We start from the raw sequence: 20106 nt of genomic DNA on the forward strand, positions 1-20106 counted from the left end.
CATTCCATGTTAATCATTGATTCGAAAGACTGCGAAAACATCGACAAGGCACTCAAGAAGTACAAGAAGAAATTTGAACGTGCCAAAACGCTGACTCAATTGCGTGAACGTCAAAGCTTTACTAAGCCTTCTATTAAGCGTCGTGCTCAGGTGCTGAAAGCCGTTTACAAGCAGCAGATCGCCAGCGGTAAAATCGAAGCTTAATTTTCCCGGATCAACCGACGAATATTTTATAGCCATAAGGGGTTTACCTTTATGGCTATTCTTGTGTATGGATGTATCAACTGCGGTAGCCCGTTTTCTCGAGTATTTAAAATACGAAAAGCGTTATTCGGAGCATTCAATCATTGCTTATCAGCACGATTTGGGCCAGTGTGCTTTTTTTTTGCAACAGCAATTTGATGTTCATGCCGAAGTGGGGGAGATTACTACTTCCATGATCAGAACATGGATGGCGCAGTTGAAGGACGATGGTATGGAGGCCCGCACCATCAACCGAAAGTTGAGTGCTCTCAAATCGTGGTACCGGTTTATGCGGCGCCAGCACTGGGTTACTGCCAACCCATTGGCCATCATTAATGGCCCAAAGGCGCCCCGCAAATTGCCCGGTTTTGCCAGCGAAGCAGAAATCGAAAAATTGTGGAGCAGTATTGAATATACCAATGGCTGGATGGGGCAAACTGAAAAAATGATACTTCAGTTGCTTTATCAAACTGGGATGCGGAGGGCAGAACTCATAGGGTTAAAGGAAAGTCAGGTTGACACCGGGCAGCGGGTATTGCGCATTTTGGGCAAAGGCAATAAAGAAAGACTGATACCTGTAAGTGCGGCACTGCTGCAAGAACTGGCAGCGTATACTGCGGCAAAAAGAAGCGAACTGGAAAACGCCGATACCAATTTTCTACTGGTAAATGAGAAGGGAAAGAAGTTGTCGCCGGATGTGGTGTATCGTACTGTGGTTAAATACCTTGGCGAAGTGTCTACGTTGGCCAAAAAAAGTCCGCATGTGCTGCGGCACAGCTTTGCCACACATTTAGCCAATGCCGGTGCCGACCTCAATGCTATTAAAGAATTGCTGGGCCACAGCAGCCTGGCCGCCACTCAGATTTATACGCATAACAGTATCGAAAAATTAAAAGATGCGTATCGGCAGGCACATCCAAAGGCATGAGTATGTGGGTTTGATAATATTTCCTGAAATCGGTTGGCTACTTTGTTTTTTACAGATGTTTTTGTGTAACTTCCAATAAAATAAAAGCCTATGTAGTACTTAACGGATGTTTCTCTGAAGTTCTTTATTTATTCACTTAAAATTGAGTTGTTTATGACCTTGAACATTCAATCTGTGCGGTTTGATGCCGATGAAAAACTGATCGATCATGTGAGCAAGAAAATTGCCAAACTTAGTACCTATCATGACCGCATTATTAAAGTAGATGTGTTTTTGAAACTGGATAATGTGGTGCACACCATTAAAGACAAAGTAGCAGAAATCAAAGTGAGCGTTCCCAGAAACGAAATTTTCGTAAAATCTAGCAGCAAATCTTTCGAAGAGTCTTTTGACAATGCATTTGAAAGTGTTTGTACTCAAATAAAAAGAAAAAAAGAAAAACTTGCCTAATCGAAAAACAGCCCTGTAGTACACAGGGCTGTTTTTTTATCCCTATTGTTTTAAAATGCGATTTAGTCTCTGGCCATGCTGGCTTCTTGGTTGTTTCATTTTCGCAGCCTGCAGTTCTATCGAACCTGACAATGAAACCAAGAGGATTCCATCCTCGGTTATTGCCCGTGTACTTATCCAGCCCCTGAACGATGCTGATACTGCCAGCATACATTTTTTGCAGCAAGGCATTCAAGATTCGCTGGGCGCTGAGGTGCAGATATTACCTTTTCGCAACATGCCTGCCCATGCATGGTATGCGGCCCGCAAACGCTACTGGGCCGACACTGTGCTTCAATGGTTACAACCTTTATCCGCAAAACGTTCCGAAAAAATCTTGGCCGTTACCGGCAAAGACATTTCAACCAGCACCATTAAGCAATACAACTGGGGCATAATGGGCCTTGCATTTCAGCCCGGCGCTGTTTGTATTGTGTCGGACTATCGGCTACACAGTGCCAGTGTTGGCGCCGTGCAGCGGCGGCATAAATTGCTGAAAGTGGCGCTGCATGAACTGGGGCATACAACAGGATTGCCGCATTGTGCGGTGGCTACCTGCCTTATGGCCGATGCCGAAGGCAAGGACAAAACAGCTCAGTTGACGGGCTTTTGCAACAGCTGTAGCACACACATTTTCAAGCACTAAAAAAGTTTTCTCCAATTTTTTTTGGTGTATACCTAATTCGCTTACTTTTGCCATCCCGAAAAAACGGGGTAGTTCTTTCAACAGATTTTTATGGGCACATAAAAATCAACAAAAACGCCACTTTAGCTCAGCTGGTAGAGCAACTGATTTGTAATCAGTAGGTCGTTGGTTCGATTCCGACAAGTGGCTCAGCAAAAGAGTGAATAACAGAGTTTGCAGTCTAAGTAAATACAACTTACTTCGCGGCTCCATATTCAAACTCACTGGGGCAGTTTCCAGAGCGGCCAAATGGGGCGGACTGTAAATCCGCTGTCTTTCGACTTCGGAGGTTCGAATCCTCCACTGCCCACTTCTACAAAAGCAAGTAACAAACGGCTATGGTCTGTTTGTTGCTTTTTTTGCTGAAAAAAGTTCTTTGATGCAAAATGTATTACCACGTACATTTTAATCAAGCTTCTGCGGGAGTAGCTCATTTGGTAGAGCGATAGCCTTCCAAGCTATAGGTGGCGAGTTCGAGCCTCGTCTCCCGCTCATTGCAGCTTGCAGTTTGCCAATGAGCAGAAAAGTTGGTTCTTAAAAAGAGTCAATGGATAGCTGAGCAACTGACAGCTGAACTACGCCGTTGTAGCTCAGTGGTAGAGCACTTCCTTGGTAAGGAAGAGGTCGTGAGTTCAATTCTCATCAACGGCTCAACACAATTCATCGGGGCAAAAAGCCGGCTGCTCCGATTAAGGATAATGACTCACCTCATTGTCCGGCCGGTCAACTAAGTTTTTAATTTCCGGTTCGCCGGCCATTAGAATAAATAAACCACAACAAAAACAAATAAAAATGGCAAAAGAGACCTTTAAGAGGGAAAAACCTCACGTTAACGTAGGTACAATCGGCCACGTTGACCACGGTAAAACCACCCTTACCGCTGCCATCACTAACACCCTTGCTAACAAGGGCTTGGCAGAAAAAAAGGGTTATGATGAAATTGATGCTGCTCCCGAAGAAAAAGAGCGTGGTATCACCATCAACACCGCTCACGTAGAGTATCAGACAGCTAACCGTCACTATGCTCACGTTGACTGCCCTGGCCACGCTGACTATGTGAAGAACATGATCACCGGTGCCGCCCAAATGGATGGTGCAATTCTGGTTGTGGCTGCTACAGACGGTCCTATGCCTCAAACTAAAGAACACATCCTCCTTGCTCGTCAGGTAGGTGTTCCTAGAATTGTTGTGTTCATGAACAAAGTAGACCTGGTTGACGACCCTGAGTTGCTCGAACTGGTTGAAATGGAAATTCGTGACCTCCTCAGCTCTTACGGTTTCGACGGTGACAACACTCCAATCATCAAGGGTTCAGCTACTGGCGCCCTGGCTGGTGAAGACAAGTGGTTGGGTGCTATCGACGAACTGATGGAAGCTGTTGATACATACATTCCTCTTCCTCCCCGCCCAGTTGATCAGGCTTTCCTGATGAGCGTGGAAGACGTATTCTCTATCACTGGTCGTGGTACAGTTGCCACAGGTCGTATCGAACGTGGCCGTATCAAAGTTGGTGAAGGTGTAGAAATTGTAGGCATGATGTCTGAGAAACTCACCTCTACTGTAACCGGTGTAGAAATGTTCAAAAAGATCCTCGACGAAGGTGAAGCTGGAGACAACGCTGGTCTGCTCCTCCGTGGTATTGAAAAAACTCAGATCCGTCGTGGTATGGTAATCTGTAAGCCAGGTTCTATTACTCCGCACACTGAGTTCAAAGGTGAAGTGTATGTACTGAGCAAAGAAGAAGGTGGTCGTCATACTCCTTTCTTCAACAAATACCGTCCTCAGTTTTACTTCCGTACAACGGACGTAACTGGTGAGTGTACGCTCCCAGCTGGTACTGAAATGGTAATGCCTGGTGATAACACATCACTGCACGTTACTTTGATTCAGCCAATCGCTATGGAAAAAGGTCTGAAGTTCGCTATCCGCGAAGGTGGCCGTACCGTAGGTGCTGGTCAGGTAACTGAGATCATCAAGTAATTTTCAAGTACGAAGTACGAGGTACGAAAGCAGAAGTTCTCCAAAACTTCTACTTTCGTTCTTCAACCCTCGTACTTCTTTTTTACGGGCATAGTTCAATGGTAGAATAGCGGTCTCCAAAACCGTTGATACGGGTTCGAATCCTGTTGCCCGTGCTTCTTTTCGAGAAAAGCACCTCATAGTATGAAAAAAATTGGATCTCATTTTCAGGAAAGCTACCACGAGCTGGTAGAAAAAGTGACCTGGCCAACGTGGAACCAGCTGCAGCAATCTACTGTGATTGTGCTGGTAGCTACGCTGCTTATTACTGCCATGGTATGGGTCATGGATATCGCTTCTGAAAATCTTCTCAAACTCGTTTACTCATTCTTTAAGTAATGGATACACCAACTACGCCTCAGGTAGACACGAAGTGGTATGTGCTGCGTGTGGTAAGTGGCAAGGAACGTTCTGTAAAAGAATACCTTGACAAAGACGTGGTACGCCAAGGCTGGGCCGACCGTATTGTACAGGTTTTTTTGCCCATGGATAAGGTGTACAAAGTGCAGAATGGTAAGAAGGTAATGCGGGAAAAGAACTTCTATCCCGGTTACGTTTTTATGGAAGTAGTAGATGGCAAGCTGAACGAAGACATGATTCAGCACATCAGCAATATTTCCAACATCATGCACTTCCTTACAGATGGTAAGGGCTCAAAAGGAAAAATCATTTGCCTCCGCAAAGCCGAAGTAAACAAGATGCTCGGCAAAATGGATGAAATGAGTGAGCAGGGCATGACCATGAGCGAACCTTTCATTGTTGGCGAAACCATCAAGATTATCGACGGTGCTTTCAACGATTTCAATGGCGTAATTGAAGAAGTAAACGATGAAAAGAAAAAGCTGAAGGTGATTGTAAAAATCTTTGGCCGCTCTACTCCAGTAGAACTCAATTACATGCAAGTAGAAAAACTCAGCTAAGGCTGATTTGTTGAATAATATTAAGCCGGAGCTTACGCTTCGGCTTTTTTATGTTTGTATGAAGTGTTCCCCGCTATAAACAAAATCGGCCCGTTTTACAACGGGCCAATTTTTACCAAAAAACACATTGCTTAAAACTGTAACGGCACTACCACTTTGGTTTGGTCCCAGGCAATAGTCATGCTACTACTGCTGAGCGTAATGGTGAGTTGCTCTGTTACATCAGAAGTTGTTTGAGCAGGCACTTTTACTTCCAGTACATTTTTGTCTTTAATCTTATCGTAGTTGTAAGCGCCCCACTGTTTCAGTTCGCTGTTGAGGATTACTGTCCATTCGCCTTTTTCAGGAACAGTGAAGAGGGTATAAGTGCCGGCTTTCACGGCTTTACCGCCAAACATGCCGTCTTTTTTGAACGTAATTTCTGTGGCTTCATTGGCTCCTGTGCGCCATACTTTGCCAAACTTTTCCAACTCGCCAAAAATCACCCGGCCTTTTTTAGAAGGACGGCCGTATGAAACACTTACATCTGCAGTACTCACGGTTTCACGAGGGCTGGCAGGTTTCTTTTCCTGTCCAAAACAACTGGTCATTACTACGGCCAGGCTGGCAAACAATAAAAACTTCTTCATGGGATTTTTCTTTTGATGAATGAGAGATGAAAACTAAAACCTTTCCTGCATTGCTGCACATAAATAATGCCAAACAGGGCCGATTGGTTCATGAACGGAAAGCGTTGGGCCTACTTCTTTTGGCCTAAGCATCAGCGCAGCACGGGTGCCATGGCATCGGCCAGTAGTGCCGCCCACTTGGCATATTCCTTACCACTGGGGTGCAGGCCGTCGCCGGCAATGAGGCTGGCATCTGTGCGGCCTTCGCGGCTACCGGGTGTAATGTCAATGTACACAATGCCTGCGGCCATCGTAATTTCTTTGTTGATGCGGTTGAATTCATCAATCTCCCGGGCAATTTTGGCGGTATCGGCGTTGCGGGCAAATGGGGTAACACTATAGTCGGGAATGCTGAGTACAAACACCCGGTTTTTGCGGTTGCCGGCCAGCCGTATGGCCTGCTGCAGGCAGCTGCTGAACTGCTGCCGGTATTCATCCTGACTGCGCTGCTGGTATTGGTTGTTGACGCCAATCAACAAACTCACCACATCATAGTTGGCGGTTGGGTTTTGTGTTTGAATGGCATTGAGTAAGGCGCCGGTTGTCCAGCCGGTTTGAGCAATGTATTGCGGTTCATTGAGCCGGTAGCCACGGCTGTTGAGAATAGCCACCGCCTGATGCGGAAACCTGGAATCTACCGCCACACTTTGGCCAATGGTATAGCTATCGCCCAGCGCTAAATAGTTGAGTTTGGCAAGAGTAGGAAGTGTGTCGGGAGGTGGCACCACTACATTGGGAATGCTGGTAGCTGTACGCTTGTTACAGCCCGCAAACGATAACGCTACTAGTGTTGGTATAGTGGCTAAAACGAATAGCCCAAACAGGTATCTTTGTTGCCCTTTCATTGAAAAAAATGTAATGCAGGTTGAAATAACAAATCAATCTGAATTACGAGTAGAACCTACAAAAAGTTTATTCAGCTATGGCAGCAAAAATTAAAGTAGCCAATCCTGTGGTAGAACTCGATGGCGACGAAATGACACGCATTATCTGGAAGTTCATCAAAGACAAACTGATTCTTCCTTACCTCGACCTCGACATTAAATACTATGACCTGGGCGTGGAGTACCGCGACCAAACCAACGATCAGGTAACAGTGGATGCCGCCAACGCCATCAAAGAATATGGTGTGGGTATTAAGTGTGCTACCATTACCCCCGATGAGGCCCGTGTGAAGGAGTTTAACCTGAAGCAAATGTGGAAGAGCCCCAATGGTACCATCCGCAACATTCTGGACGGCACTGTATTTCGTGAGCCCATCGTGATCAACAATATTCCCCGCCTCGTTACCACCTGGGATGCACCAATTATTGTTGGCCGTCATGCATTTGGCGATCAGTACCGTGCTGCCGATTTTGTAGTGCCCGGTAAAGGCAAGCTCACTGTGAAGTTTGAAGGTGAAGATGGTCAGGTGATTGAGCATGAAGTGTTCCAGTTCAAAGGCCCCGGCGTAGCTATGAGCATGTACAATGTGGATGAAAGCATTAAAGGCTTTGCCCGCAGCTGTATGAACATGAGCTTGCAAAAAGGCTGGCCCTTGTACATGAGTACTAAAAACACCATCCTGAAAAAATATGATGGCCGTTTCAAAGACATCTTCCAGGAGATTTACGACAACGAATTCAAAGCGCAGTTTGAAGCAGCCGGCATCACTTACGAGCACCGCCTCATTGATGACATGGTAGCCAGCGCCCTGAAGTGGAATGGCAACTTTGTATGGGCTTGTAAAAACTACGACGGCGACGTACAAAGCGATACGGTAGCACAAGGTTTCGGCTCACTCGGTCTCATGACTTCTGTATTGGTTACGCCTGATGGCAAAACCATGGAAGCAGAAGCGGCACACGGTACCGTAACCCGCCACTACCGCGAACACCAAAAAGGTAAGCCTACCAGCACTAACCCCATCGCCAGCATATTTGCGTGGACACGTGGTTTGGCTTTCCGTGGTAAGCTCGATGGCAACGATGCCCTTATTAACTTTGCCAATGCACTCGAAGCTGTGTGTATTGAAACCGTTGAAAGCGGCAAAATGACCAAGGACCTTGCTGTATGTATCCATGGCAATAAAGTAAGTCATGGCGAACACTATCTGTATACAGAAGAGTTCCTCGATGCCATTGACAGCAACCTGCAAGCCAAACTGGGTGCTTAATTTATTGCAACAATCATTATTTGTAAACGGTCTGTACCAAACGGTGCGGGCCGTTTCTTTTTTTTGTACAGGTGGCCACTGGTTGTATTTTCAGTGCATGAAAAATATTTGTTTCTGGTTGTTGTTGTGTTGCAGTTTTTCCGCCTTTGCACAATCCAATTATCATACAGTAGCTAATCTGTCCTATTATCCAGAAGACACAAAGCAGGATGCTTACCAGGCATCGCAATGTGTACTTGATGTATATTATCCCGTGGGTAAAAAAGAGGTAGCTACCGTTGTGTGGTTTCATGGTGGTGGCATTACCGGCGGCAAAAAGGAATTGCCCAAAGCCTTGCAGGAAAAGGGTTACATAGTGGTAGGTGTTGGCTATCGATTATCACCCAAGGTACAATCACCTGCATATATTGAAGATGCTGCTGCTGCAGTAGCATGGGTATATAAAAACATCAGTCGCTTTGGTGGCAGCTCAAAAAAGATTGTGGTGAGTGGTCACTCGGCAGGAGGTTACTTGGGCATGATGATAACGCTGGATAAAAAGTATTTACAGGTGCATGACGTGGATGCGGACAGCATTGCTGCGTTGGTGCCTTTCAGCGGGCAGGCCATTACCCATTTTACCATCCGAAAAGAAAACGGCATTGCTGAGAAGCAACCCACTGTTGATGCCATGGCGCCGTTATATCATGTGCGGCCCAATGCACCACCCATTACCCTCATCACCGGCGACCGTAACAAAGAGCTATTGGGCCGCTACGAAGAAAATGCGTACCTGTGGCGAATGTTGCAATTGGTAGGCCACAAGCAGGTGCAGCTGTTTGAGCTCGAAGGTTTCGACCACGGCACGATGGCAGAGCCTGCTTTTCCATTATTACTACAAGTGCTGAAATCCTTGCAATAAGACGTCGTATTATTAATCTCTATTTTGCTCATCTACTTTTATTTAATTCATTGTATGAAACAACTGACTTATGTATTGCTTTTGTGCTTGCTTACGGGTACCATGGCTCAAGCACAGAAGAAAACAGCAAAATCAACAACGGCTACGCAACCTGCTGCTAATCTTTTTGAAAATGCTGCTGAAGATTTGCGGTCTGTGAAGTTTCGCAGCATCGGGCCATTTCGTGGTGGCCGGTCTGTTACTGCCACAGGCGTAAAAGGCAACCCACTGGTATACTATATGGGTACAACTGGTGGCGGTGTTTGGAAAACAGAAAATGCCGGGCAAACCTGGTTCAATATTTCTGACGGCTATTTCAACACAGGATCTGTTGGTGCAGTAGCTGTAAGCGAAAGCGACATAAATGTACTATACGTGGGTATGGGAGAGCATGCACCCCGTGGTGTAATGACCAGCTACGGCGATGGTGTGTACAAAAGCACTGATGCTGGCAAAACCTGGAAGCATGTTGGTTTGAAAGCAACCGAGCAAATCAGCTGGATACGCATTCACCCCAGCAATCCTGATATAGTATATGTTGCAGCGCAGGGCAATTTGTATGGCCCAAATCCGGAGCGGGGGGTATACAAATCTGTAGATGGCGGCGCTACCTGGAAGCAAGTGTTGTTTGTTGACAATAGCACCGGCTGTGCCGATTTGGATATTGACGTCAGCAATCCAAGAGTGTTATATGCCGCCATGTGGGATCATCAGCGCTATCCATGGGAAGTACGCAGTGGGGGCAAAGGCAGTGGCTTGTACAAGAGTGTAGATGGCGGCGAAACCTGGGATAAAATTGAACAAGGCATTCCCAAGCAATTGGGTAAAATGAGTGTGAGTATTTCCAGGGCCAACCCCAATAAAGTGTATGCCCTGATTGAAAGTGACTGGGACAAAGAGCAAGGTGGATTGTACATCAGCAACGATGCCGGCGCTTCATTTTTTCAGGCCAGCAAAGATCACCTCCTTACACAACGGGCTTGGTACTATGTAGAAGTGTTTGCTGATCCGCAAAACGAGAACACGGTGTATGTATTGAATTCACCCGGTTTGAAATCGGTAGATGCGGGTAAAACATGGACCAACATTCGCGGTACGCATGGCGATTATCATCAGCTATGGATTAACCCCGCCAACAACCAAAACCAAATCATCGCCAATGATGGTGGTGCAGCGGTTACATTCAATGCAGGTGGTAACTGGAGTACGCAAAGCAATCAGCCTACTGCACAGTTTTATCGCATCAATGTAGATAACCAGTGGCCGTATCATATTTATGCCGGCCAGCAAGACAATACCAGCGTAAAAATTATGAGCAGCAACCCCGCAGGTTGGAGCATCAGCGAAAGAGAATGGACCTACAGTGCCGGTGGTGAAAGTGCTTTTCTGGCTTTCGATCCCAACAATCCACGCTGGGTAATGGGGGGTAGTTATCAGGGCACTATCGAGCTGCTTGACACAGATGCCAAAGAAGGGAAAGGTGTGATGGTAGCACCAATCCAATATCAGGCACTCATGCCCAAAGACATGAAGTATCGCTTCAACTGGAATGCCCCCATTATATACAGCATGCACGAAGCCAACACTTTTTATCATGCCGGTAATGTGTTGTTTAAAACCAGCGATGGCGGTAAAACATGGGCAGCAGTATCACCCGATCTTACCCGCAACGATAAAAGCAAGCAGGGCATGAGTGGTACGCCATTTACCAACGAAGGTGCAGGTGGCGAAAACTATGGCACCATTGCTTATGTTTCAGAATCGAAGCATGAGAAAGGCGTGATGTACACAGGAAGTGATGATGGTTTTGTACAGCTCACCAAAGATGGCGGCATAAACTGGAAGAACGTTACACCTGCCAATTTGGAAGAGTGCCTCATCAATAGTATTGAAGTATCGCCACACGATAAGGCGACTGTATACATTGCTGCTACTACCTTCAAGTTCAATAGCAAGCAGCCTATTTTGTACAAGTCGAATGATTATGGTACAACATGGACGAAAATCGTAAACGGCATTCCTGATGGTGCTTACACCAGAGTGATTCGGGAAGACGACACTCGCAAAGGTTTGTTGTTTGCCGGCACCGAAACGGGTTTGTATGTTTCATGGAATGATGGTGCCAACTGGCAGCAGCTGCAATTGGGATTACCCGTTACGCCAGTTACAGATTTGCGGATTCATCAAAACAATCTCATTGCTGCCACCATGGGCCGTTCTTTTTGGGTGTTGGATGATTTGCATATGTTGCGTCAATACAAAGGACGTGAGTCTGCCAATAGCTTTGCCATTTACAAACCCAACGATGTAATACGCACCAGCTCTGGCAGTATGCTCGATGGAGAGTATGATCCGGCGGCTAAGGAAATTGGAGCCGCTACACTTTCTGCTGGTGTGAATGCTGCGAGTGGCGTAGTGGTGTATTATCAATTATCCGAAGATGTGGCAGATTCAGCCACTTTATACCTCGACGTGATTGATGACATCGGTAAAGTAGTTCGTACTTATTCTTCCAAAGCTGATGCGGAGTTTGTATCATTCCCCGGCGGGCCCGATGCAGATCCTGTATTGCCTGCCAGCAAAGGGTTGCACCGTTTTGTATGGGACCTTCGTTATCCAACCCTGAAGGGTGTGCCAAGAGTATTCATCGAAGGCAGTTATCAGGGACGCAAAGTGGCGCCAGGTGCGTATTTGCTGCGGTTGCGTATGGGTAGCAAAGAAGCTACGACCCAAGTACGTGTATTGCCTCATCCAAAAATTACAGCCAGCAAAGCTGAGTATGTCGAGCAGCAACAATGGCAAAAGAAAGTGGAAGATGATATCAACGATATTCATCAGTCGGTGCTGAACATGCGGAAAGTGCGGCAGCAGGTTGCAGGCATCAATGATCGGTTGGCGAAAAATGCCGCACAGAAAACATTGTATGAGCAAGGACAATCCATTGTGAAAAAGCTACAGCTCTGGGAAGATGAACTGGTACAGAACAAGGCTCAATCCAATGATGATATCATCAATTTCGTAAACAAACTTTCTGCCGACTACATTTTCCTGCGTGGAGAAATGGATGCCAATATTCCTTATGTAACCAAAGGACAAAAGGAGCAGTTTGATGCCATGCATGCAATTTGGGAAAAGCAAAAAGCAGCCATGCAGCAAATGCTGGCCAATGAAATAACAGCCTTCAACAAGTTGTATCAGCAAGCAGGTTTGCCAGCGGTAGTTATTCCAAATTAGTACACAGTATTGAAATGAAAACACTAAGGGAAGCATTTGCTTCCCTTAGTGTTTTTGATGAAGTATCGGTTTTATTCATAAGGTACATCCACAATAATAGTGGTGCCAATACCTGGCGCAGTGGCTACATCAAAGTAGGCATTGAGTACGGCTGCCCTGCTGGCCATTATTTGCAGGCCAATGCCATTTTCCGGCGAATTAATTTGGCGTTTATCAAAGCCAACGCCATTGTCTTGAATCGTTAGTATTAATCGGTTGCCAGCTTCCGAAAGGGTGATGATAATTTTTGTAGCAGCCGCATGCTTGATAATATTGTTGATGGCTTCCTGAGTAATTCTAAACAGGTTGGTGCCAAACTTTCCATCGTTCAGCATGAGGTCAGGATGATTGAATTCAACCTCAATTTTCTTATCGAGGTTGGCTATTAAATGTTCTACAGCCACTACATAACCATACTCATTTACCTGCTTGGGCATAAGCGAATGGGCAATGCTTCTTGCCTCTGTTATTCCCTGATCGAGCAAGTCTATTCCATTGTTGTATTTCTCCAGCAATCTGCCACCCAATTGATCAATATCTTTTCTGATGGAAGATATCATGAGCTTACTGGCTACCAGCGTTTGCTGTATGCCATCGTGTATTTCGTGTGATATACGGGTGCGTTCTGCTTCGGCTGCATCGTATGCAGCACTCAGCTTCATTTCTTCGTTGGTAATTCTGTTGGTAATATCGAAGATGATGCCATCAATTCTTTTGTCTTTCGATGGTCCTTCGTAAGATTGAAATTCGCCAATTTCGTATACCCACCTGTAGCTGCCATCTTTATTGAGTAAGCGGTAGCTAAAGTTGTACATGCTCTTGTGAGCATAGGCGTCTTCAACAGCAATATCAAACTTCGGAATATCTTCCGGATGAATGAGCATGCGGTAATGGATGGTGTTGTTATTATTAATTTCTGCTGCAGTGTATCCGGTTATCTCCTGAATGTAATCGTTGATGAAATTCATTCTGTTGTCTTCATTGTTGTAGCAATTAAACACAACACCGGGTATGCTTTGAATTAATAAATTGAGTTGTTTGTTCTTTTCTATCAAATCGGCTTCTGCTCTTTTTTTTGCAGAAACGTCATGAATGATTTCGTGTATAATCAATTTGCCATTGATGCTGAGCAGGCTGCCGAAAACTTCCATTTCGCAAAGTGTTCCATTGCTCAGGCGATGCACTATTTCGAATCGTACATTCTTTTCTGCGCATGCAGTTTGAATGCTGTGTTTAGCTTTTTCGGGGTGAAGACAAATATCAGTAATCTTTAACTGTTTAAAATTTTCTGCTGTCCATCCGTAAAACTTTTCTGCAGCCGGGTTAATGTCGATAATGTTGTAAGTATCTACATCAATCAACAACATAATTGAAGCGTTATCATTGAACATTGACCTGAACCTTTGCTCACTTTCCGCCAAAGCAAGTTCAGATATTTTCTGTGTGGTGATGTCTTTGCCAAAGCAGGACACGCCTACTGCTTCGTCATTGGCTATAATCGGAAACATGGTTACTTCTACCCACATTTGGCCAGTTGGAAATTCGTATTGCTCCTCAAAACTGTTGCGGCTTTTGTTTTGCAACACATAGTCGTAGTGTGCCTGCCACATAGCTTTAAGCTGCGTGGGTAGCTTGGTGAGAATATTGTCTCCTTTTTGCAACCTTACGCCAAAGCTTTTTTCGAATGCATCACGAAATACAGCATTGATGTAGAGTATTTCATATTGGTTATTGACAGACCAAATATTATCAGAAGTTGTTTCGATAATGGCTTCTAACCTCGATTCACTTTCTTTCAATGCTTCTTGCGAAACTTGTTTTTCGAGTTCAGCTTTTTTCCTTTCGGTAATATTTCTGCTTACGCCTAATACTTCCAGTTCATTGTCTGCATTCAGTTGCAGTTTGGCTACTGTTTCCACCCAAACTATAGTGCCATTTTTGTGGTACTGCTGTAGTTCCAGCATTTGTGACCGTGGTATGCTGCCAGTGCTTTGGTACAACTCAATGTTTTCCTTGATTATTTGCATCACCAGAGAATAAGACGATGCTGTCATCGTATCTTCGATGGGTAGACGCAAGGTTTCTGCTACTGTATATCCATGTAATTCAATGCAACTCGGGCTTACATATTTCAATGCATGTTTTCCAATGTCATAAATCCAGATAACGTCGGTCGAGTTTTCGGCTAGTAAACGATAGCTGGCTTCGCTTTTTACCACGGCCAGTTCCATGGTTTTTCTGTTCGTAATATCTGTATCGCCACCTCTGAAACCGATTAATTCACCTGCTTCGTTGGTGATGGGCATTCCGGATGTAGCCAGCCACACAAGCTGCCCGTTTTTATGTACCGCTTTGTGTTCATACTCATGAAAGGAAGCGTTGCTATGTAAAATCTTTTGAGTGGTTTCAATAAAATGAGCTCTGTTTTTTTCAGGATGCAAATCGCAGTAATGCATTTTACCAATTAGTTCGTCGGGCGTATATCCGAGCACAAGGGATACTACATTACTAACGTATGTGTACTTGCCATCTGTATCGGTTTCCCAGGCAATGGTGCGGCTTTGCGAAGTGAGTTCCACCAGTCGGGTTTCATTTTCCCGAAGGAGTGTTTCTGCTTTTTTGCGCAGCATACCATTGGTTACAATTTCTGCCAGTACCTGCAGTAGTTGTATTTCTGTTTCTGTAAATGTGCGGGCCTCTTTTACTGCGTCAAAACCAATAAAGCCAATCAGGTTAGTATTATGTATTAGCGGGAATATTACTAATGACTTTATATTTTGTGCCCGAAGGTGATTGTAATAAACAAGGTTTTGTTTGATAGATTCAATATCTGGAATATGATATACTTTGCCTGCCTTATGGGCATTCAAAATATCAGAAAATAGTTCGTATGACTGATGTTGTAAATTGTTTTTTTCTTTCGAAATGCCTTCTGCACACCATTCATAAGTATTGCTGGAAGTTTTAAGAACATCGTCGTTTTCAAAAATATACACACGGTCTGTGTTGGTAGCTCTGCCTACTTTTTCCAACATGCTGTTCATTAGCTCATCAAACTGATTGGTAGGAGAGTTAATAAATTCTGTAGCCAGCATCACGAGTAAATGCTGAAATGCTTCCTGCTCTTGCAAGCGTATTATGGCAGATTTTCTTTCTGTGATATCTTCTGCAATACCAGCATGAGCTACAATGTTTCCCTCGTTATCTTTTACCGGAAGCGATTTGTTTCTTATCCAACGTACTTCGCCGGTAGGCAATACAATCCGGTATTCCATATCGAACTGAAACGATTGTAAATACTCATGATAGCCTGAAATTACTATTGCAGCATCATCCGGATGTATGGCTTTTAAAATGAACTTTTCCTCCTTGTACAATTCTTCTATGCTTCGGCCAAAAACTTTTTCGTAAGCTGGATTGATGTATAATAATTCTTTGATGTCGGCCGATCTTAGCCAAAATACTTCTTCTACTGTTTCAGCTATTTGGCGGAAACGGTTTTCACTGGCTGCCAGTTCGAGCTGCGCTATCTTTCTTTCGTGTATATCATTATATGAAATGAGGCTGATGTTTCCAGCCTGTTCAAACCCAATTTCAAAAAATCTGGAACTTCCGTTTTTGCAATAAATAGTTGCCTCGAATGGTGGCATTTTGGTTTGTGTAGAAACGGCTTGTTGCAAAGCTGTTTCCCATGCCGTCCTTATGTGTTTTCGGTATGCTTCGTCGGGGTAAGCTATTCGCCACCAGTCTTCAATGCCAGGTATTTCGGCATGTATGTAGCCTGTAAGCTTGGTCATTGCCTTGTTGATGAGCAAAACGCTTCCTTTGTCATCCATTGCAACCAATCCTACTGATATAGCCTCAAAAACCAACTTGTATTTTTGTTCGCTTTCTTCTAACAGCAATGCTGTTTTTTTCTGAGTGGTTACATCTCTGGAAAGAATGAGTACACTGTTGTTATGCATGAGCTGAAGCTTGGCTTCAAAGTGCTTTACCTCACCTCCAAGTGTGATGCTATACTGCCAGGAGTCGGTTTGCTCTCCATTGCGAACATGTGCAAGCATCGGCTCAAATTCACGGGCTAAATATTCGGGTAAAACATCTTTATAATTTTTGCCTATGAATGCTTCAGGCGGCAGCATCAGGTTGTCTTCACGTGCTGATTTAAAAGTGGTAAAACAATCGTTTTCATCCAACGCAAACAGCAAATAAGGTATAGCCTCCAGCAAAGATTGAATGTAGTCTTTCTGCGCTTGTATTTCAGCAGTGGCTTTTTGTGCTTCTGTAATATCGGCAACTGCACCTATTGACTTAATGGCTTTACCGGCCTCATCATAAAATGTTTGACAGCGTTGTTGTACATATTTAATTTCTCCGCTGGGGGTTATTATGCGATGAATAATATCGAAAGGCGTTTTTTCTTTCAGGTGTTGCTGGTACACTTTGTCTACCCGTATTGCATCTTCTGTAGGCAGTGCTTTGAAAAAATCTTCGTATGATAGTGCTTCACCGCTTGCATCAAGTCCAAAAATATTGAATACATCTTCCGACCAGGTAATGTAATTGCTAATGTGGTTATGCTCCCAGTGGCCAGATAAGCCAATCTTTTGTACTTGTTTCAGTATTAACTCCCGGGCTTCTGCTTTTTCTTTTGCCTCTACGAGAGCCTTTTCTGTAAGTACTTGTTTGGTTACATCAGTCATTATACCAATGGTGTACAATGGCTTCCCCGTTTCCAGATTGTAATTGGTAATGGCACTGGCATTGATGTGTTTTACTGTGCCGTTGTGCAAAATAATGCGGTGCCTTATTTCGTATGGCTGATGGTTATGTACGTGGTTTTGGAAAGCATCGTCCAATAATTGCTTGTCGTCGGGATGCACAAAACTCTGGTAGAGTTTGTAGGTTGGTGTTACTGAGTCTGGTATCAGTCCAAGTATTTCAAATATTGAGTCTGACCATTGGAGCTGATCTTGTACATAATCCAACGTCCATGAACCCATGAGGGCTATGTGCTGTGCCTGTTTCAGCAATAGTTCATTTTCTTCCGCTTTGTCTTTGGCCAATTGGAGTGCTCTGCTGGCTTGTATCTTTTCTGTTACATCAGTAAATACCCCTGCAATAGCTTTTTCGCCGTTATATTCTACAAAAAGCGGCGATATTTCTACCTGCAGCATATTGCCTGCTTTTGTAATGGTATCGAACAACAGCGGTGCTTCTTCGCTGCCATTTTCTAACCGTTCAATTACTTCCACTACCCGGTCATGTTTATAATCAGGATGCAAATTGAGCGGAGTCAATTGGGTTAATTCTGTAGCAGTATACCCAAGCATTTTGCAAAGTGATGCATTTACATACAGGTATTTTTGCGAATGCATATCCAATATGCCCACACCTTGTGGCATACTGCTCATCAGGTTTTGCAGGTTTTCTGATGCTCTTGCTATTGCTTGTTGTGCTACTCTAAGGTCGTGTACATCGGTAAAGCTGATAATGTTGAAATCATCGCCTGGCATATAGCCCAATTGAAAATAGCGGGCTTTTCCATCTTTACAAGTAATGAGGGCTTCAAAAGAAGTGATGGGACAGTTCGTTGTATTTGCAATTTCTATTGATTTCAACCACTCTTTCGAAATAACTGAACGATACCGGGCATCGGGGTAGGCCTGTTGCCACCAGGTTTCCGGGTTCTTTACGTCATCATAATCATAACCAGTTAATGAAGTAAAACTGCTGTTGCCCAGTAAAATTTCATTTTGGCTGTTGGTTAGTACAATGCCTACCGGCGATCCCTCAAATAATGTTCTGTACCGGGCCTCACTTTGTGTTAATGCGATTTCTGCTTTTTTGCGGTCTGTTATATCACCGCTTACACCCATTATACCCACGGGTTGCAGGTTTTCGTCGCACAATATTTTGGTGCTGCTTCTTATCCAAATAGGGGTGCCGTCTTTTTTAAAGGCTTCAATTTCTATGGTCACTTCCCGGCTTTGCAGGGCAGCGTTGGCCTGTAGTTCTGCTATGAGGGTTTGGTGTACTTTTTTAAAAATATCAATGGAGTGCTGCGGAAATCTTTTTTCTAATGGCGTGGTAAAAAAATCTTCAACCGTTAGTCCATAAATCTTTTCAACCGATGGGCTTACGTAGCTGGCTTTGTAGTTGAGGTCGCCAATCCATACCACATCTGTCATCTGCTCCGCTATCTTTCTGAATTTAGCTTCATTGGCTGCCAGTGTTTCTTCTGCTACTTTTCGTTGGGTAATGTCTACCAGAGTCATCAGCTGATACTCGCCGGTGTACACGTAGCCAACTTCTACGTACTTGCTGCTGCCATCTTTACATACAATGGCCGATTCTATCGGGTTGGCCGAAGATTTCTTTGCCCTGCTTTGGGTAAAAATTTGTTTCCATTTTTTTTGCGCCGTTGCCCTGGCAGATTCATCGGGGTATGCTTGTTGCCACCAGTCGTTCAGGCTATCAAAATCGGTGGTTTCGTATCCTGTAATTTGTGTAAACTTTTGATTGGTAAAAAATAAATCATCTTCCTTGCCAATGGCTACAATGCCTACAGGAGCATGCTCAATCAGCGCCTGGTACTTTTGGCGTTCTTTTTTAAGCGATAGCTCGGTTAGTTTTTGCTTGGTAATGTCGAGTACCACACCCACCGTTCTCAGCGGTTTTCCATGGGCATCATACTCGGTTTTGCATTTTTCGTGTACGTATTTCAGCTTGTTGTGGGCAGTAATAATCCTGAAAACGATATTGAAATCTGACCGCTGTTCTATGTGGTTGGCAAATGCAGTATCCAGCAGCGGAACGTCTTCCTCGTACACAAGCTGCATAAAGCTGTGGTGAGTGGGAGTAAATATAGAAGGATCCACTTCAAAAATACGGTACGTTGCATCCGACCATTTTATGCTGTAATCTGCATGCAATATTTCCCAAGAACCCATGTTTGCTACTTCCTGAGCCTGGCGCATCAGCAATTCGCTGGCCGTTATTTGTGCCTTGGCCTGCTGCTCCAGCAAGCGTAGCCGCTTTTGCTCAGTTACATCTTTAAACAAGCCCGATATGCATTGCCTGCCTTTGTACATTACCAGTACAGCATCTATTTCTACGGTAAAAATGCTTCCGTTTTTGTGCACCGAATCAAGGTTGTGTAAGCGGGTAGTGTTCCCTTCCAGCATGCCTTCAAATGCAGCTATTACCCGCTCGGTTTCATAGTCGGGGTGCAAGTGTATGGGTGATAATTTTTCAAACTCGGTTGGGGAGTAGCCAAACATTTGGCAAATGGCCTGATTGGCGTACACAAACTGCCGTGTTTCAATATCGGCCAGCAGCATGCCCAGTGGCAGGCCATCCATCAGCCGTTGCATATTGTCGCAGGCTTCGTTGCGGGCTTTGTTGGTTTGTTCATAGCCGCTCAGTGTTTCAATAAAAACCGACAATCCTTGAGCGTCTGGGTAAATGCGGTGTACATGCCATTGGGCCGATTGTGGGGCTGGCACTTCCAACAATTGTTGCTGCTGCGTACGGTAAGCTTCCCGGTAAAGATCCAATACCTCGGGGGTGAAAAATGGGAGGGTTGCAATGTCCATGCTTTGGCCCATCAGGTCTGCTTTGCTTTGGCCCAGCAGCATGGCGGCACTCTCATTGGCAAAAATGCAATGCAGCTGGCTGTTCAACGCCAGGCAGGCATCTCCAATTCTTTCAAGCGATACCTGAAGTTGTTTCAAAAGATTGGCTATTGCCGCTGCAGATGCTTGCTGGTTGGCCATTCGGCTAT

The 20106-nt window shown here is 44.7% G+C and carries 13 protein-coding genes and 5 tRNA genes; 15 read left to right on the forward strand and 3 right to left on the reverse strand.

Annotated elements, in window-relative coordinates:
- Nucleotides 1-6: 6 nt before the first annotated feature.
- The 12 genes from rpsU (at nucleotide 7) to nusG (ending at nucleotide 5284) form a co-directional block, all read left to right on the forward strand.
- Entirely contained in the window at nucleotides 7-204 is a 198-nt protein-coding gene (rpsU, locus tag V7Q13_RS00600) for a 30S ribosomal protein S21 (protein ID WP_157477614.1), read from the forward strand.
- Between the two features lie 67 nt (nucleotides 205-271).
- Entirely contained in the window at nucleotides 272-1171 is a 900-nt protein-coding gene (locus V7Q13_RS00605) for a tyrosine-type recombinase/integrase (RefSeq protein WP_333798742.1), read from the forward strand.
- A gap of 153 nt (nucleotides 1172-1324) precedes the next feature.
- Complete coding sequence (gene hpf, locus V7Q13_RS00610; protein WP_333798743.1) at nucleotides 1325-1621, forward strand: ribosome hibernation-promoting factor, HPF/YfiA family; 297 nt, start codon at nucleotides 1325-1327, stop codon at nucleotides 1619-1621.
- A 55-nt stretch (nucleotides 1622-1676) separates the two neighbouring features.
- Nucleotides 1677-2306: a matrixin family metalloprotease gene (locus V7Q13_RS00615; RefSeq protein ID WP_333798744.1), complete on the forward strand. Its 630-nt coding sequence runs from the start codon at nucleotides 1677-1679 to the stop codon at nucleotides 2304-2306.
- Nucleotides 2307-2422: 116 nt separating this feature from the next.
- Nucleotides 2423-2495 (forward strand) — tRNA-Thr (locus V7Q13_RS00620).
- Nucleotides 2496-2572: 77 nt separating this feature from the next.
- Nucleotides 2573-2655: transfer RNA gene (locus tag V7Q13_RS00625), tRNA-Tyr, on the forward strand.
- 109 nt (nucleotides 2656-2764) lie between these two features.
- Nucleotides 2765-2837 (forward strand) — tRNA-Gly (locus V7Q13_RS00630).
- Nucleotides 2838-2924: 87 nt separating this feature from the next.
- Nucleotides 2925-2996, forward strand: a tRNA-Thr gene (locus V7Q13_RS00635).
- Between the two features lie 141 nt (nucleotides 2997-3137).
- Nucleotides 3138-4325, forward strand: coding sequence for an elongation factor Tu (tuf, locus tag V7Q13_RS00640; RefSeq protein ID WP_333798745.1), 1188 nt, complete (start codon nucleotides 3138-3140; stop codon nucleotides 4323-4325).
- An 84-nt stretch (nucleotides 4326-4409) separates the two neighbouring features.
- Nucleotides 4410-4480, forward strand: a tRNA-Trp gene (locus V7Q13_RS00645).
- 28 nt (nucleotides 4481-4508) lie between these two features.
- A complete protein-coding gene (gene secE / locus V7Q13_RS00650; protein WP_333798746.1) occupies nucleotides 4509-4703 on the forward strand; it encodes a preprotein translocase subunit SecE in 195 nt (64 codons plus the stop codon).
- Complete coding sequence (gene nusG, locus V7Q13_RS00655; protein WP_333798747.1) at nucleotides 4703-5284, forward strand: transcription termination/antitermination protein NusG; 582 nt, start codon at nucleotides 4703-4705, stop codon at nucleotides 5282-5284. The genes secE and nusG overlap by 1 nt, the downstream gene beginning before the upstream one ends.
- Nucleotides 5285-5415: 131 nt before the next feature.
- Here the strand turns inward: nusG and V7Q13_RS00660 are convergent, their stop codons facing one another.
- Nucleotides 5416-5913 carry a DUF2911 domain-containing protein gene (locus tag V7Q13_RS00660; RefSeq protein ID WP_333798748.1) on the reverse strand — a complete coding sequence of 166 codons (498 nt, stop codon included), beginning with the start codon at nucleotides 5911-5913 and terminating at the stop codon, nucleotides 5416-5418.
- A 131-nt stretch (nucleotides 5914-6044) separates the two neighbouring features.
- Nucleotides 6045-6797: an SGNH/GDSL hydrolase family protein gene (locus tag V7Q13_RS00665; protein ID WP_333798749.1), complete on the reverse strand. Its 753-nt coding sequence runs from the start codon at nucleotides 6795-6797 to the stop codon at nucleotides 6045-6047.
- 77 nt (nucleotides 6798-6874) lie between these two features.
- Here V7Q13_RS00665 and V7Q13_RS00670 point away from each other — a divergent pair, with 77 nt between their 5' ends.
- The 3 genes from V7Q13_RS00670 (at nucleotide 6875) to V7Q13_RS00680 (ending at nucleotide 12281) form a co-directional block, all read left to right on the forward strand.
- Nucleotides 6875-8107, forward strand: coding sequence for an NADP-dependent isocitrate dehydrogenase (locus tag V7Q13_RS00670; protein WP_333798750.1), 1233 nt, complete (start codon nucleotides 6875-6877; stop codon nucleotides 8105-8107).
- Nucleotides 8108-8204: 97 nt separating this feature from the next.
- Nucleotides 8205-9008, forward strand: a complete 804-nt coding sequence (locus V7Q13_RS00675; protein ID WP_333798751.1) for an alpha/beta hydrolase — start codon at nucleotides 8205-8207, stop codon at nucleotides 9006-9008.
- 54 nt (nucleotides 9009-9062) lie between these two features.
- Entirely contained in the window at nucleotides 9063-12281 is a 3219-nt protein-coding gene (locus V7Q13_RS00680) for a WD40/YVTN/BNR-like repeat-containing protein (RefSeq protein WP_333798752.1), read from the forward strand.
- A 71-nt stretch (nucleotides 12282-12352) separates the two neighbouring features.
- Here the strand turns inward: V7Q13_RS00680 and V7Q13_RS00685 are convergent, their stop codons facing one another.
- On the reverse strand, nucleotides 12353-20098 hold the full coding sequence (locus tag V7Q13_RS00685; protein ID WP_333798753.1) for a PAS domain S-box protein: 7746 nt from the start codon (nucleotides 20096-20098) through the stop codon (nucleotides 12353-12355).
- Nucleotides 20099-20106: the final 8 nt, after the last annotated feature.

Origin of the sequence: Phnomibacter sp. (assembly GCF_036803085.1) — a bacterium.
Lineage (GTDB): Bacteria > Bacteroidota > Bacteroidia > Chitinophagales > Chitinophagaceae > Phnomibacter.

Bases quoted from the DNA above. Each gene is read 5' to 3' on its own strand.
- V7Q13_RS00615 (WP_333798744.1), top strand. From the start codon at position 1,677: ATGCGATTTAGTCTCTGGCCATGCTGGCTTCTTGGTTGTTTCATTTTC.
- rpsU (WP_157477614.1), top strand. From the start codon at position 7: ATGTTAATCATTGATTCGAAAGACTGCGAAAACATCGACAAGGCACTC.
- V7Q13_RS00670 (WP_333798750.1), top strand. From the start codon at position 6,875: ATGGCAGCAAAAATTAAAGTAGCCAATCCTGTGGTAGAACTCGATGGC.
- secE (WP_333798746.1), top strand. From the start codon at position 4,509: ATGAAAAAAATTGGATCTCATTTTCAGGAAAGCTACCACGAGCTGGTA.
- tuf (WP_333798745.1), top strand. From the start codon at position 3,138: ATGGCAAAAGAGACCTTTAAGAGGGAAAAACCTCACGTTAACGTAGGT.
- V7Q13_RS00675 (WP_333798751.1), top strand. From the start codon at position 8,205: ATGAAAAATATTTGTTTCTGGTTGTTGTTGTGTTGCAGTTTTTCCGCC.
- hpf (WP_333798743.1), top strand. From the start codon at position 1,325: ATGACCTTGAACATTCAATCTGTGCGGTTTGATGCCGATGAAAAACTG.
- V7Q13_RS00605 (WP_333798742.1), top strand. From the start codon at position 272: ATGGATGTATCAACTGCGGTAGCCCGTTTTCTCGAGTATTTAAAATAC.
- V7Q13_RS00680 (WP_333798752.1), top strand. From the start codon at position 9,063: ATGAAACAACTGACTTATGTATTGCTTTTGTGCTTGCTTACGGGTACC.
- nusG (WP_333798747.1), top strand. From the start codon at position 4,703: ATGGATACACCAACTACGCCTCAGGTAGACACGAAGTGGTATGTGCTG.
- V7Q13_RS00660 (WP_333798748.1), bottom strand. From the start codon at position 5,913: ATGAAGAAGTTTTTATTGTTTGCCAGCCTGGCCGTAGTAATGACCAGT.
- V7Q13_RS00685 (WP_333798753.1), bottom strand. From the start codon at position 20,098: ATGGCCAACCAGCAAGCATCTGCAGCGGCAATAGCCAATCTTTTGAAA.
- V7Q13_RS00665 (WP_333798749.1), bottom strand. From the start codon at position 6,797: ATGAAAGGGCAACAAAGATACCTGTTTGGGCTATTCGTTTTAGCCACT.